The sequence below is a fragment of the Cryptosporangium aurantiacum genome (assembly GCF_900143005.1).
GTDB lineage: Bacteria > Actinomycetota > Actinomycetes > Mycobacteriales > Cryptosporangiaceae > Cryptosporangium > Cryptosporangium aurantiacum.
Genome location: NZ_FRCS01000015.1, coordinates 1 through 14423 on the forward strand (window position 1 = coordinate 1; position 14423 = coordinate 14423).

Sequence of the window (14423 nt, forward strand, 5' to 3'; positions counted from 1 at the left end):
GGCTGGCAAGGCGCGTTCGCCCTGGACGCCGAGGCCCACGGCGAAGGGCCGCCCACGTTCGCCGCGATGCTCACCCAGGAATTCCAGTGGTCGCGGAGCCTGACGACGGTCGCGCTGAGCATGACCCGGCACCTGCGCCGGATGCCGTGGTCGCTGCGGCTGCGGTTCCTGCACGCGCTGCTGTACTACCCGCTGCTCACGCTGACCACCGCGTCCGGGCTGTTCCTCGCCCCGATCGCCGTGCTCACCGGACTGCAGTGGGTGGACGTGCCGTACCTGGAGTTCCTCGTCCGCTGGGGCGCGGTGAACATCTGGCTGCTCGGCGTCGGGCTGCTGCTGCGCGGGGGCGGTGTCCGCCGTCCGAACGACGCGCCGATCATCGCGTGGGAAGACTGGCTGTACATGCTCACCCGCTGGCCACTCAACCTGCGGGGTGTCCTGGCGGCGATCGTCCAGCGGATCCGTCCGCGCCCGATCAACTTCCGCGTCACGCCGAAGGGCAGCGACGGCTTCGAGAAGCTGCCGACCAGCCTGCTCTACCCGTACTTCGCGATCAGCCTCCTCCTCTCCGGCGCCGCGCTGGTCGGTGAGTTCGTCCTGCACACCCGGTCGGGCGGCTACCTCCTGCTGTCGCTGGTCGCGGCGAACGCCTACACGATCGTCGGCTTGGCCGTGCCGCTGCTGCACGCCCGGGAGGCGGCGCGGAACGCTCGCGTCGGGTTCTTCCAGGCGTTCGGAAAGACCGTCAGGCTCCCATTCTTCGTCGCGCTCCTGGTCGCGGTCCCGTTCGCGCTCGCCGTCGCCAACTACCCATTCGAGTTCCTCCGCACGCTGTTCCAGCTCGACGACGTGCTCCAGCTCCGCGAGCTTCTCCCGTTCTGAAGGAAACATCCATGTCCCAAACCGTGCTGGTGACCGGTGGCGCCGGTTTCATCGGTAGCCACACCTGCGCCGAGCTGCTAGAGCACGACTACGAGGTGGTCGTCGTCGACGACTTCTCCAACAGCTCCGCCCTGGCTCTGGATCGGATCGCCGCGGCGGCCGGCCGGCCGATCAGCGCCTTCTACGAGGGCGATCTGCGTGACGCCGGGCTGCTGAAGTGGGTGTTCACCCAGCACCCGATCGACGCGGTGATTCACTTCGCGGCGAAGAAAGCCGTCGGCGAGTCCGTCGACATCCCGCTGGAGTACTACGACATCAACGTCAGCGCGACGACCTCGTTGCTGCGGACGATGCTCGCTCACGGCGTCCACAAGTTGGTTTTTTCGTCGTCGTGCTCGATCTACGGGCAGACCGAGACCGTGCCGCTCGGCGAAGCCGAGCCGGCTGCGCCGACCAACCCGTACGCCCGCTCGAAGTGGTTCTGCGAGAACATCATCGCGGACGCCTGCCTGCGCTACCCCGAGCTGACCGCCGTCGCGCTCCGGTACTTCAATCCGGTGGGCGCCCACTCCTCCGGCCTGCTCGGCGAGGACCCGACCGGCGTCCCGAACAACGTGATGCCGTACATGATGCAGGTCGCGGTCGGGCGCCGCCCCGAGCTGCAGGTCTTCGGCGACGACTACGCGACCGACGACGGCACGTGCGTCCGCGACTACATCCACGTCATGGACGTCGCCGACGGTCACCGGGTCGCGCTGGAGCACCTCGGAGCCGGCTTCGAGATCTTCAACCTGGGCACCGGCGTCGGTACGTCCGTGCTCGGGCTCGTCCAGGCCTTCGAGGACGCCTGCGACGTCACGATCCCGGCCCGCATCGTCGGTCGACGCGCGGGGGACGTACCGAAGCTCATCGCCGACCCCGGCAAGGTCGCCGCCGCCTGGGGCTGGCGCACGACCCGCGACCTGCACGCGATGGTGCGGGACGCCTGGGCGTTCCAGCGACGCAACCCGTTCGGATACGCGTCCGAGCTGACCACGAGCCCGGGGAGGGTGTAGTGCGACTGAATTCTTTTCGACCGACCCCTGCGGACGATGCTCAGCCTGCGGAAATACGTGAGGTTGAAAAGAGTTCACTGACGGTCATCGGCACCGGTTACCTGGGTGCCGTCCACGCGGCCTGCATGGCGGAGATCGGGCACGAGGTGCTCGGCGTCGACGTCGACGAGGCGAAGATCGCCGCGCTCGCCGAGGGCCGGGCGCCGTTCTTCGAGCCGGGCTTCCCCGAGGTGCTCAAGCGCAACCTGGAGAACGGCAGGCTGCGGTTCACGACGTCGCTGGCCGAGGCCGCCGCCTTCGGCGACGTCCACTTCGTCTGCGTCGGCACCCCGCAGCAGCCCGGGTCCCACGCCGCCGACCTGCGTTATGTGGACGCCGTGGTCGACGGCCTCGCGCCGCACCTCCGTCCCGGAGCGCTGGTCGTCGGGAAGTCCACGGTGCCGGTGGGCACCGCTTCCCGGCTGGCCGAGCGCATCGACGCCGAGCTGGCCTGGAACCCGGAGTTCCTGCGCGAGGGTTTCGCGGTCGAGGACACGCTGCGGCCCGACCGGCTGGTCGTCGGCGTGACGTCGCCCTCCGCCGAGCAGGTGCTGCGGGACGTGTACGCGCCGATGCTGGCCGCGGGGACGCCGTGGGTCAGCACCGATCCGGCCACCGCGGAGCTGGTCAAGGTCGCCGCGAACTCGTTCCTGGCCACCAAGATCTCGTTCATCAACGCGATGGCGGAGATCTGCGAGGCCACCGGCGCCGACGTGACGACGCTGGCGGCCGCGATCGGGTACGACGTCCGGATCGGCGACAAGTTCCTGCGGGCAGGCGTCGGGTTCGGGGGCGGGTGCCTGCCGAAGGACATCCGCGCGTTCCGGCACCGGGCCGCGGAGCTGGGGCTCGAGGAATCCGTGCGGTTCCTGCACGAGGTCGACGCGATCAACCTGCGCCGGCGCGACCGGGCCGTCTCGCTCGCGCGCGAGCTGGTCGGAGGGTCGTTCGCGGGGCGTTCGGTGGCGGTCCTCGGCGCCACGTTCAAGCCCGACAGCGACGACATCCGGGACTCACCTGCGCTGGCGGTGGCGAACGCGATCCGGGCGGAGGGCGCGCGGGTGACCGTGCACGACCCGCAGGGCATCGACAACGCGCGAGCCGTGCACCCCGACCTGGACTACTCGCCGGGCGCGCAGAAGGCGTGCGAAGGGGCGCACGTGGTCGTGCACCTGACCGAGTGGAGCGAGTACCGCGACCTTGACCCGGTGAAGCTCGCCGAGGTCGTGCACGGGCGGGCGCTCGTGGATGCGCGGAACGCGCTCGACCTGGCGGCCTGGCGGGCGGCGGGCTGGGAAGTACGCGCGCTGGGACGTCCGCGGGCCTGAGCGTCGAAAGATCCGGGCGGGTCGGCTCACGCCGACCCGCCCGTTCTCATTCGACGCGGGAGGACGGGACCTTGATCGTCTCCTGCGGCTGGGCCCGGGGCGGGGGCGGCGACGAACGACGCCGAACCTGACGCACCACGGCCACGACCGCACCACCACCGACCAGCGCCAGCAACACCAGCGCGACGACCAGCAGCCACCGGTTACCCGTGACCGGGCTGTCGTCCTGGCCGCCCGTCCGCGGCGCCACCGTGGCCGGCTGCGCGGCGCCGATGCTCACCGGACGGTCGCCGCCGAGCGTGGCGCCGAAGTAGTCGACGGTGTCGGCGCCGGTGTCCACGTCGACGCCCGCTCCCCCGGCCGGTGAGTCGGCGGCCAGCGCGAACTGCGTCACGCTGGTGACGCGCCCCGGGTCGGTGACGGCCGGCGACGCGGACGCGTCCTGCAGCCGCGGATCCGCGTAGATGCCGGTGTTCTCACCGCCGGCGCGCTCCTGGTCGGTGGCCGCGCGCCAGTCGTCGAGCGACCCGTAGGGACCGTCACCCCACTCGAACGCGGACCCACCGCCCTCGCGCCAGTAGGCGTTGCCCTGGAGCTGCACCTCGTCGGTGCTCAGGTCGGGTGCGCTGATCGCCGCCCCGCCGCGCTGCGAGAGCAGGATGTTGTTCTGCAGCGTGACCCCGGTCAGCCCGTCCATGAGCTTCACCACGGCGGGCTGGTGCGATCCGTTCGCCCTGGTGACGATCGTGTTGTGGTAGATCGCGGTGTCGGCGATCCGGCCCGCGACCGTGAGGCCGCCGTACCACCCGTTGCCCACCGCGTCGTTGACGCTGACGTTGAACCGCACGGTGTTGCCGCGCTGGGCCCCGTTCTCCTGGGCCGTGAAGATCAGCAGGCCCGGCCCGTCGTTCTCGTACGACAGGTTGTACTGCAGGAACGAGTTCGAGACGTTCTGGTCGAGGTCGAAGCCGCCGCCGTCGGCGGTGGTGCCGGTGCGGTTGCGGTACGAGACGTTGCGCTGGATGGTGACGCCGGTCGAGTCGTAGGTCCAGATACCGACCGGGCCCTCGCTCGTCGAGGCGCACGACGCCCCGTTGTTATACGCGGACGACTGCTCGATGACGCCGTTCTGCACCGACCCGAGCACGATCCCGCTGCCGCTGTGCGAGGTCGTGTTCTGCGGGTTGCCCGCGTTGTCGTACGCGGTGACGCCACTCACCCGCACGTTCGCGTGCGCGTAGGAGGGGTTCGCCGGGTCGAACGTGGTGCCGTAGAACAGGACGCCGTCGTCCCGGTTGCCGTGCGCGGCGGAGTCGCTGATCGTGACGTCCTGGAAGCCACGCCCCGGGGGCGCCACCGGCCATCGCGATGCCGATCTGGAACCCGCTGACGTCGACGTCGGTGATCGTGATCCCGGAGGGGCGGGTCGGCACCTTGTCGTCGGCGTAGAAGAGCACGCCGCTCCAGGAGTCGTACGTGCCGGCGTCCCCGACGATCGTCAGGCCGCGGATCGTGATGCCGCCCGCGTTGTAGACCTTGATCGCTTCCAGGCCGGTGGCCTTGATCGTCGGACGGCCGGTGCCGTAGCCGGCGATGGTGACCGGAGCGTCCTTCGTACCCGCGTCGTCCTGCACGAGCAGCAGCTGGCCGTCGAACTGCGCGCCGCCCTGGAGCAGCACCTGGTCGCCGGGGAGGAAGCGCTCCTGGTTCGCGCGCGCGAGCGTCTTCCAGGCGGTGGCCTCGGAGCGGCCGTCGGCGGCGTCGTTGCCGAGCGGGCTGAGGTAGAACGTGCGGCCGGGCGCGGCGGTGGCGGGCACGGCGGGCGCGACGATCGCCGCCAGCGCGGCCACGAGTGCGAGCGCGAGTCGTAATAATCGGCCGCCCGCGCGGCCCCGGCCCGGGGCGTCGGCCGGGGTGTCGGCGGGGGCCTTCACAGGGCCGCCCGTAGGGCGTCGAGCCGATCGGTCAGGCGGTCCAGCGCCTCGGCCACGACGCCGGCCGCGAGCAGGTCGTGACCGAGCACCGTGAACTGGTCGGCGAGCACGGCGGGCTCCGTCAGCGGAGGCAGCGGCCGGCGGGGCCTGCCCTCGGCGTCGGCCCCGAGGTCAGCCAGGACCTGAGCCACCACGTGGAGCTGGTCGGCGACCGAACTGCCCGGTTCCACACCGTCCACACCCGCTGCTGAAGTGGAGCACAGCGCGGTCACAGCCTCCCCTATCAACGGCGACGCCGCCGCGGAGAACCGCGGCGGCGTCCAGTACGTCAGCAGTGTGGTCAACCGTTCCACCGAGCGGCGGAAGCGGTCGTCCGGGGCTGGGGTCACTCCCGGAAGTACGAGAGCAGACGAAGGATCTCCAGGTACAGCCAGACCAGTCCGACGACGATGCCGAAGGCCGACAGCCAGGCGTACTTCTTGTCCGCGCCGGCGTTCGACAGTTCCTCGATCTGCTTGAAGTCCAGCGCGAACGTCAGCGCCGCGATGCCGATGCAGACCAGGCTGAAGCCGATCGCGAGCGGACCACCATCGCGGAGCCCCAGGCCCCCGTCGATGAAGAGGCTGAACAGGAAGTTCGCCAGCATGAGCACGACGACGCCGATCAGGGCGCCGATGACCCACTTGGCGAACGTCGGGGTGACCCGGATGACCTTGAACTTGTAAAGCGCGGCCATTCCGAAGAACACCGCGAACGTGCCGACCACCGCCTGAATGACGATGCCCGGGTAGAACTCCTCGAACGACTGGCTGATCACACCGAGGAACAGGCCCTCGGCGGCAGCGTAGGTGAGGATGAGCGCCGGGTTCGTGATGCCGGCGAACGAAATGATCAGACCCAGCACGAGCCCGACCATCGCGGCGGCGATCGCGACGCCGACCGAGATGCTGTCCGGGAGAACGAACCATCCGATCGCGCCGAACACACCGACGACCGCGAGCATCGCAACAGTGCGAACCACGACGTCGTCGACGGTCATCCGCTGGGTGACCGGAGGCGCGTACGGCGCCCCCTGCTGCGGCGATTGAGCGTGGCCGTACTGCGGTCCATAGGCGCCGTACTGCTGCTGCTCAGCCGGTACTCGTTGGAAGGTCGCGTGCTGCGCTGACCGGTCAGCCAGCCTGCTCAGCACGGGGTTGCTGCTCTTCACGACGCCTCCTCGGCCTGGGCGGCCAACGTCATCGGCCTTCCGACCTGCTGGTCGGGGCTCAATCGTAGCGCGATGGCACACCCGGCTGAATGTGCCCGCAGCCGATGCGGGCCCCCTTCTCAGCTGTTTGCCAGGTTTCCCATCCGTATCGCAGGAACCAGCGATCACCGACCGTCGGAACCGCCTTACCCGCGGGTAAACCAGTTGCAGGGCTCCACTATTCCAGCGTCGGCCGTAGCTCGGGCGCCTCGTACCATCGCGCGGCAGCGTGGACGTCCTCGGCGACCGCGAACGCCATCGACTCGGCGTACGGCGCGGCGACCACCTGCACCGACCCCGGTATGCCCAGCGACGTGACCGTCGACGGCACGGCGAGCACCGGACAGCGGCTCGCCATGTTGAACGGGAACGTGGCCACGAGTTCCACCGAGTGCCGGACGCCGACCGGCACACCGTCGAGCGTGACGTCGCCGGGCAGGTAGTCGTTGCCCGCCTCCAGACCCGCCACCAGCGCAGTCGGGCACACCAGCGCGTCGACCTCCCCGAAGAGCGCCGCCAGGTCGGCCTGGACGCTCGCTTCGGCCGTCGTCACACCGAGCGGGCCGTACTCGGCGAGCGCCTCCTCGGCCTGCTCGACCAGGTAGCGCGAGTAGCGGTCGGCGTCGGCGTACCGATCGCCGAGCGCGGCCCGCATCATCGGCGTCATCATCAGGCCGAGGTGCCCGATCGCGATCCGGGCCAACTCGGCCAGGTCCCAGTCGATGCCGGCGTCGACGATCTGGTACCCGAGGCCGGAGAGGGTCTCGGCGGCGGCGTCCACCGCGGTCCGGACGTCCGGCGCGACCCGGTTGCGTCCGAGCGTGGCGCTGACCGCGACCCGGCGGCGATCCCGCGGCGGAACGTCGGTCGGGGGAACGGTCAGCGACACGTGGTCGTCCGGATGGGCACCGGCCACGACCCGGTGCAGGAGCAGCGCGTCCTGCGGGGACCGCGCCATCACGCCGTCGTGGCAGTAGGCGTCGAGGCTCGCCGGCGCGAGCGCCGGTACCGCACCGTAGGGCGGCTTGTAGCCGACGACGCCGCAGAACGCGCCGGGGATCCGCAGCGAGCCGCCGATGTCCGACCCGGTGGCCAGCGGAGCCATCCCGGCCGCGAGCGCGGCGCCGGAGCCTCCCGACGACCCGCCGGACGTGTAGCGGCGGTTCCACGGAGAGACCGTCACGCCCCAGCGCTGCGAGTGCGTGTAGACGGCCGCACAGAACTCCGGCGTGGTGGTCCGGAGGTGCGGGATACCGCCCGCGGCGACGATGCGCTCGACGAGGGGGTGGGACCGGTCGGGGAACTGCTCGGGCATCGCGACCGAACCCAAGCTGAGCGATCGGCCGGCGATCGGGTGCTCCTCCTTGATCGCCACCGGCAGGCCCTCCAACGGCCGGACGTCGCCGGAACGCCAGCGCTCGGCCGACTCCGCCGCCGCGGCCCGGGCCGTGTCCGCGAGCAGCTCGGTGACCGCGTTGACCCGTCCGCCCACCGCGTCGACCCGGTCGTAGAGGGCGTCGAGGTAGGCGGGCGGGGTCAGCTCGCCCGCGGCGAACGCGGCCCGGACACGTCGGGCGCTCCAGTAGTGGACGTCGTCGGTCACCGTGCGCCTCCGACCGCGGCGCAGACCTCGCTGCGGTCGCCGTTGACGCCGTCGAACGTCGGCCCGTCGTACAGGTTCCAGGGCAGCAGCCGATAGGAGTCCGGCTCCGGGACGCCGAGCACGAAGTGGTACTCCCCGGTCGTCAGGTCGACGATCGAGGAGGCCACCGTCCTGGCGTAGGCACCGCCGCTGCTGCGCGGCTGCCCGATGCTCGCCACGCCGTACGGGGCGCCGAACGGATCGCTGAGCGCGTGCTTGATGCCGGCGAGCGTGTCACCGCCCGGCGCGCGGACCTCCGGATCGCGCAACGACCGCTCGAGCAGGTGATCCCGGTAGATCGAGTCGGCGGTGAACGGCCGGTAGTCCTCGGCGATGGCCGGCGGCACCTCCAGCTGGTAGTGGTTCGCGTGGGTGATCAGCCCGTCCTGGGCGAACCGCCACCGGTGCCCCTGCGGCGTGGTCTCCAGGTTGATGGAGAACCCGTTCCGGTAGGTGAGCAGCAGGTTCGCGGCGATGTGCTGGCGCAGCGCGAACGGGATGCGGATCGCGTCGTAGATCCGGGAGGTCTCCAGGACCAGCCGCCGGATGACGGTCTGGAGGACGCCGACGGTGGCGCCGAAGCGTCCGCCGAGACCGTTGGCGTTGAGCGCCAGACCGGCCGAGTTGGCGCCCTGACGGCCGATCTGTCCGGCCTCGGTCTGCATGACGATCGTCGGTTTGCCCTCCTGGACGATCCGGACGATCGCGATCGTGTCCTCGACCGAGGAGTACCAGTCCCAGTTCTGGCCCGCGTAGACGCGCTGGTCACCGGTCGCCGTGGCCGCCAGGCTGAAGCTCGTGCAGCCGTCGTTGTCCGGCTCGGCGTCCATCGTCGCGAACGTGGCGTCGTAGACGATCTCGCCGCGGCCGTTGAGCGCGACCACCTCGGGCAGGGTCAGACCGGTGCTCTCCGCGATGCCGTCCATTTCCTCCAGCAGGTCGGGCGCCAGGTCGCGGGTCGGAGGGATCCACAGTTCCGCCAGTTCCTGGACGCGCGCCCACGGCAACCCGAGCCGGGTGCCGAAGTACTCGGCGTAGCGGTCCCGCGACCGCACGACGGCGGCGGCCGCCTGCTCGCCGTGCTGCCGCCCGCGCTCCCGCGGCGTCGGCGCGTCGATCTCGACGAACAGCGGTTCCGGGCGCGTCATGCCACGCTCCCCGGCCGGGCGGCGAGCTGCCGGTCCAGAAACGCCATGATCTCGGGGAACAGGCCGTGCGGCAGGTGAGCGACGCCGGGCACTTCGACGTGCTCGGTCGGCACGCCCGCCTCGCGCAGCATCGCGGACAGGGTGCGGGCGCGGTCCAGCCGGGTCCGGCCGGCGCGTGCCGCGCCCGGCATCCACAGTGGGTGGTCGACGAACGCGTCGCCCTCCAGCTCCCAGGTCTCGACGTCGTCCAGTCCGACGATCGTCTGGACGGCGACGCGGCGCATCGCGTCGACGTCGAGCGGGCGGCCGAACCGCTCCTCGACGTCTTGCACGCCGACCCACCAGGCACTCTCGGGGTCGAGCAGGGTGATCGCACCGGGCGCCGCGATCGAGCAGGCACGCAGCCGGTCGGGGTGCAGGAGCAGGAAGCGTTCGGTGAACTGCGCCCCGCCGGAGAAGCCGAACAGGAAGAAGCGGCTGCCGTCGAAGCCGAACCGGTCGGCGCTCTCCGCGATCATGGCGAGCAGCACCTGGTCGTAGCGGACGCCGAACGCGTCGACGAGCTTGTAGGCGTGCAGATCCCAGGCCAAGCCGTGCCCGGCCGGGAAGAGCGGCGCGAGCACGGCGACCCGGCGGGTGTTCGCCCACTCCGCGAACACGTCCCGGTACCGCTCCGGGGTGCGCAGCGTGTCGTGGGCGATCACCAGCAGGGGTAAGCGCTCGCCCGGGTCTCGCTCGGGGAGGTAGAGCGTGTAACTGAAGCGAGGATCCGCCGCGCAGGCGAAGAACGGCGTGGTGCCCACCTCGTAGAACGCCTGCGGATCGCGCGGGCGGACGGGCTCGAACGATGTCATCGGATGCCTCCGAGAGTTGGGTGGGACGGCTGCGATCGGTGCGGGCCGCCGTCGCTCCGGGCGGCCGGGCGGGTGTGGCAGGCTGAAGCCATGCCTACTCGCGACAGGTCCGCGGGCGTCGCGGGCAGCGGCCACGGCGGCGCCTGGCTCAACGACCTGGTGCGGGAGAAGTTCGGGACGCTCAGCCCGGCCGAGCGTCAGGTCGCCGAGTACCTCGTGCGGCAGCCCGAACGTGTGGTCTTCATGAGCGCCGCCCAACTGGCGGAGGCGACCGGGACCAGCGACGCCACGGTGATCCGAACCGCCCGCTCGCTCGGGTTCGCCGGGCTGCCCGAGCTCAAGCACGGCATCGGTGAGTCGCTGCTCAACGTCGTCTCGCCCGGCGAACGGGTCACGCACCGCCTGCAGGGCCAGGACGGCAGCGGTGCCCGCGTTCTCGACACCGTGTTCACCGAGGTACGCGAGCGCGTCGACGAGCAGCAGCGGCGGCTCGACCCGGCGGAACTCACCGCGGCTGCCGACGCCATCGCGACCGGACCGCGCACCTGGACGTTCGGCGTCGGGGTGTCGGCCGTGGCCGCGCTGTATCTGGCGACGAAGCTGAACCGGGCAGGCGTCCGGGCGTTCTCCGCCCGGACGATGGGGTTCGCACTCGCCGACGACATCATCGGGTTGGAGCCCGGCGACACCGCCGTGCTGTTCTCGCCGTCTCGCGCGTTCCGCGAGGTCGAGGTGGTGCTGGACACCGTCCGCGAGCTCGGCGGGGTCAGCGTGCTGGTGGCCGACAGCCTCACCGCGCAGGGTGAGTCGCGGCCCGACGTCGTCCTCGCCGCCCCGCTGTCGATGACCGGTACGACCGGTGAGGTGTTCAGCGAACTGGTGATCTGCGACGCGCTGGTGCTGGCGGTCGCGCAGCGGGCCTCCGACGCCGCGGCGGCCACCTCCGAACGGCTCAACGCGGTGCGGCGTCAGCTGCTCGCACCGGTTCATCCGAGGTCTCGCCGGCGGGAGCCGGACACGCCGACCTCCTGATCGTCCCGGTCCGCCTGCCGCGGGGCGGGCGGCGACGCCAGACCCGGGGCCGGCGCGCGGACGCGGGTCGTCGAGAGGCGGCGCTCGAGGTGGACGGCCAGGGCGCTCAGCGCGACGTTGAGCGTGATGAAGACCGCCGCGACTACCGCGTACGCCTGCAGATAGCCGTCGCCGAGGTGGTCGGCGAGCAGCTGCCCGCGCCGGAGCAGCTCCGGGTAGCTGACCACGTACCCCAGCGACGTCTCCTTCAGCATCGCCACCGACTGGCTGATCACCGCCGGGAGGAGCGCCCGGAAGACCTGCGGGAGGATGACCGCGCGGAGCGCCTGAACCCGGGACAGGCCGAGCGACGCCGCCGCCTCCGCCTGTCCCTTCGGGAGCGCCAGCATGCCCGCCCGGAAGATCTCCGCCAGCGCACCGGCGCCGTGCAACGCGATCGCGACGACGATCTGCCAGAACGGCGGGACCCGCAGCCCCCAGAGCGGAGCCACCATCAGCAGGAAGTAGACGACGAACAGGATCGGCAGCGCGCGGCACACCTCGGTGACGGCGCCCGCCACCGCAGCGATCGGCCGGCGGGGGCTCAACCGCCCCGCCGCCAGCACCAACCCGACCGGGATCGCCAGCGCGATCGCGGTGGCGCCGGCCGTGACGGTGCCGACCAGGCCACCCCAGAGGAACTTCTGAATCGCCGGATCGGTGAGCGGCTCCCACTTCGCCGCGGCCAGCTCACCGGCTCGGGCCAGCTGGACCGCGCCGAGCACGAGCCCACCCGCGACCAGCGTCCAGACCGTCGCGTCGATGTAGCGGAGCCGGCGCCGGTGGCGAGGCCCATGGTCGATGCGCAACGTGTCGGTCATCGCAACACCCGCGCCCGGTTCTCGACCACCCTGGTCAGCCGGGCGATCAGCAGCGCGAGCGCGATATAGAGCACCGCGACCAGGCCGAACAGGACGGCCGGCTCCGCGTACTGGCCGTTCAGGATCCGCGCCGAACCGGCGAGCTCCCGGACCCCGATCACCGACCCGATCGACGTCGCCATCGTCGTCGCCATGAAGAGCGTCCCGAGCGGCTGCACCATCGCGCGCAGCGTCTGCGGAACGATCACCCGGGTGAGGGCCTGCCCGTAGCTCAGACCCAGCGACAGGGCCGCCTCCAGCTGGCCCCGCCCGACGGTGTTCACGCCCGACCGGACGATCTCGCAGACGTAGGTGGCGAAGTACAGCACCAGCCCGGTCGTGAGCGAGAGCTCGAGGTCGAGCACGACCCCGAACTCGGGCAGCACAAAAACGATGACGATGAGGATGAGCAGTGCGGGCATGTTGCGCACCGTCCCGACGTACAGCGCGGCCAGCGTCCGTAGCGAGTGGATGGAACCCACCCGCGCGATCCCCAGTGCGGTTCCCAGCAGCAACGCGCCCAGGAAGCTGACCACCGCGAGCGCGACGGTGGTCAGCAGCCCTTCAGCGAGGAATCCCGCGTTCTCTGTGAGCACGTTCGTCACTCGAGTCCCAGGTCACCGACGACCGGCGGCTTCGGCGCAGGCTCACCGGTGATCGGGGTGACGTTCTTCTCCCATAGTTTCTTCCAGGTCCCGTCGGCGATCGCCGCGGTGAGGAAATCGTTGACGAACTTCGTGAAGACCGGGTCGGACTTGGAGACGCCGATGCCGAACGAGGCGTCGGGCAGTGTGTTCGGGACGATCTTCAGGTTCTTGTGCTCTGCCAGGACCGCGATGGCCGTCGCCTCGTTGTTGACAAAAACGTCACCCCGGCCGTCCTCCAGCGCCCGCACGCAGGCCACGGCCGAGTCGAACACCACCAGTTCGGCGCCGGGGACCTCGGCCTTGAGGATGTCCGCCGCCGCGCCCGCCGTCGTGATCACCCGGACCTTCGCCAGCTGGGGAAGGGCGGTGACCGTCGCCATTTCGAAGTCCTTCCTGGCGACGATGCCGGTGCCCAGCAACAGGTCCGGGCCGGCGAAGTTGATCCGCTCCAGGCGCGCCGCGGTGATCTGGTAGGTCGACAGCACAGCGTCGACCGTGTTGTTGACGATCAGCGCCTCGCGGGTGTCGGTGGTGATCGCGACGTGCTTCACCTTCGGCGCGCCGAGGATGTGTTCGGCGAGCTCGGCGGCCAGGTCGGCCTCGAAGCCGGTGTACTTGCCGGTGATCGGATCCAGGAGGTTGAAGCCGGGCATGTCGTCCGGCGTTCCGACGACCAGCTCCCCCGCCTTCACGATGCGCTCGAGCGTGGGGCTGCCGTCCGGGAGATCGGCTCTGGCCGCGGCAGGCGCGGTGTCGTCGGACGACGAACAGCCGGTCAGCGCGGCGGTGACGGCGAGGAGGACGGCGGTGGCGAGTATCCGGAGGCGGGTTCGGGGCATGGGAGGTCCTTTCCGGCGGCGGCGAGGTCGGGTCAGTGGGGCAGGACGTGGGACAGGAAGGTCCGGGCACGCTCCGACGTCGGAGCGGCGAAGAATTCGGCGGGTGGCGCGACCTCGACGATGCGGCCACCGTCCATGAACGCGACGCGGTCGGCGGCGCGGCGGGCAAAGCCCATCTCGTGCGTGACGACCAGCATCGTGGTGCCCGCGGTCGCCAGCTCCTCCATCACGTCGACCACCTCGTAGGTGGTCTGGGGGTCGAGCGCCGACGTCGGCTCGTCGAACAGTAAGACGTCGGGCTCCATCGCCAGCGCTCGTGCGATGGCGACGCGCTGCTGCTGGCCGCCGGAGAGTTGGCCCGGCCGCGCGCCCGCCTTGTCGGCCAGCCCCACCCGGACCAGCAACCCGCGGGCCGCGTCCTCGGCGTCGGCGCGCGGCACCCGGTTGACCAACCGCGGCGCGAGCGTGACGTTGTCCAGCACGCTGAGGTGGGGAAACAGGTTGAACTGCTGAAAGATGAAGCCGACCCGGCGACGGACGGCCGCCAGACCGGGTCCGCTCTCGGACAGCCGGTCCCCGCTGATCTCGACCGTGCCGGCGTCGAGCCGCTCCAACCCGTTCACGCACCGGCAGAACGTCGACTTGCCGGACCCGGATGGCCCGATCAGTACGACGACCTCCCCGCTGTGCAGTTCGAGGTCGACACGATCGAGGACCCGTAGTGGGCCGAAGGTCTTGGTGGCACCGGAAACCCGCACGACAGCCGCGTTCGTCATGATGCTCCATCTGGCGTGTTCACGTCAGGAGTGCGATAACTGTCGTGAACACTACAACGACGGCGCGCCGCTACTACAGCCCCCGGCGGAGCTGTTTAC

General features: G+C 70.8%; 13 protein-coding genes and 1 pseudogene. 4 read left to right on the forward strand and 10 right to left on the reverse strand.

Features of this window, described 5'->3' with window-relative positions:
- From BUB75_RS46675 to BUB75_RS34350, 3 genes and pseudogenes are all read left to right on the forward strand, one after another.
- Positions 1 to 882, forward strand: a pseudogene (locus BUB75_RS46675) (N-acetylglucosaminyltransferase); the annotation flags it as partial.
- Between the two features lie 11 nt (positions 883 to 893).
- The gene (galE, locus tag BUB75_RS34345; RefSeq protein ID WP_178380055.1) at positions 894 to 1937 is read left to right on the forward strand and encodes a UDP-glucose 4-epimerase GalE; all 1044 of its coding nucleotides are present in this window, start codon (positions 894 to 896) and stop codon (positions 1935 to 1937) included.
- A 77-nt stretch (positions 1938 to 2014) separates the two neighbouring features.
- Positions 2015 to 3304, forward strand: coding sequence for a nucleotide sugar dehydrogenase (locus tag BUB75_RS34350; protein WP_073263452.1), 1290 nt, complete (start codon positions 2015 to 2017; stop codon positions 3302 to 3304).
- 46 nt (positions 3305 to 3350) lie between these two features.
- Here the strand turns inward: BUB75_RS34350 and BUB75_RS34355 are convergent, their stop codons facing one another.
- The 6 genes from BUB75_RS34355 to BUB75_RS34380 form a co-directional block, all read right to left on the reverse strand.
- Positions 3351 to 4661 (reverse strand): right-handed parallel beta-helix repeat-containing protein, encoded by a 1311-nt coding sequence (locus BUB75_RS34355; RefSeq protein WP_073263215.1) that lies wholly within the window; start codon positions 4659 to 4661, stop codon positions 3351 to 3353.
- 573 nt (positions 4662 to 5234) lie between these two features.
- Entirely contained in the window at positions 5235 to 5582 is a 348-nt protein-coding gene (locus tag BUB75_RS34360; RefSeq protein WP_143175601.1) for a hypothetical protein, read from the reverse strand.
- Between the two features lie 41 nt (positions 5583 to 5623).
- On the reverse strand, positions 5624 to 6448 hold the full coding sequence (locus BUB75_RS34365) for a Bax inhibitor-1/YccA family protein (protein ID WP_073263217.1): 825 nt from the start codon (positions 6446 to 6448) through the stop codon (positions 5624 to 5626).
- A 217-nt stretch (positions 6449 to 6665) separates the two neighbouring features.
- Complete coding sequence (locus tag BUB75_RS34370; RefSeq protein WP_073263218.1) at positions 6666 to 8090, reverse strand: amidase; 1425 nt, start codon at positions 8088 to 8090, stop codon at positions 6666 to 6668.
- Positions 8087 to 9277, reverse strand: a complete 1191-nt coding sequence (locus BUB75_RS34375; RefSeq protein ID WP_073263219.1) for a C45 family autoproteolytic acyltransferase/hydrolase — start codon at positions 9275 to 9277, stop codon at positions 8087 to 8089. Before BUB75_RS34375 ends, BUB75_RS34370 begins: the two co-directional genes overlap by 4 nt.
- Positions 9274 to 10131 carry an alpha/beta hydrolase gene (locus BUB75_RS34380; RefSeq protein ID WP_073263220.1) on the reverse strand — a complete coding sequence of 286 codons (858 nt, stop codon included), beginning with the start codon at positions 10129 to 10131 and terminating at the stop codon, positions 9274 to 9276. Before BUB75_RS34380 ends, BUB75_RS34375 begins: the two co-directional genes overlap by 4 nt.
- A 90-nt stretch (positions 10132 to 10221) precedes the next feature.
- On the opposite strand from BUB75_RS34380, the gene BUB75_RS34385 reads away from it, so the two are divergent.
- Positions 10222 to 11163, forward strand: a complete 942-nt coding sequence (locus BUB75_RS34385) for a MurR/RpiR family transcriptional regulator (protein WP_073263221.1) — start codon at positions 10222 to 10224, stop codon at positions 11161 to 11163.
- Here the strand turns inward: BUB75_RS34385 and BUB75_RS34390 are convergent.
- Genes BUB75_RS34390 through BUB75_RS34405 form a run of 4 tightly spaced genes read right to left on the reverse strand, consistent with a single transcriptional unit; the run spans position 11118 to position 14324 of the window.
- A complete protein-coding gene (locus BUB75_RS34390; RefSeq protein ID WP_073263223.1) occupies positions 11118 to 12023 on the reverse strand; it encodes an amino acid ABC transporter permease in 906 nt (301 codons plus the stop codon). The genes BUB75_RS34385 and BUB75_RS34390 overlap by 46 nt on opposite strands.
- On the reverse strand, positions 12020 to 12658 hold the full coding sequence (locus BUB75_RS34395; protein ID WP_178380056.1) for an amino acid ABC transporter permease: 639 nt from the start codon (positions 12656 to 12658) through the stop codon (positions 12020 to 12022). Before BUB75_RS34395 ends, BUB75_RS34390 begins: the two co-directional genes overlap by 4 nt.
- A 5-nt stretch (positions 12659 to 12663) precedes the next feature.
- Positions 12664 to 13548, reverse strand: a complete 885-nt coding sequence (locus BUB75_RS34400) for a transporter substrate-binding domain-containing protein (protein WP_073263229.1) — start codon at positions 13546 to 13548, stop codon at positions 12664 to 12666.
- Positions 13549 to 13580: 32 nt separating this feature from the next.
- The gene (locus tag BUB75_RS34405) at positions 13581 to 14324 is read right to left on the reverse strand and encodes an amino acid ABC transporter ATP-binding protein (protein WP_073263232.1); all 744 of its coding nucleotides are present in this window, start codon (positions 14322 to 14324) and stop codon (positions 13581 to 13583) included.
- Positions 14325 to 14423 lie beyond the last annotated feature (99 nt).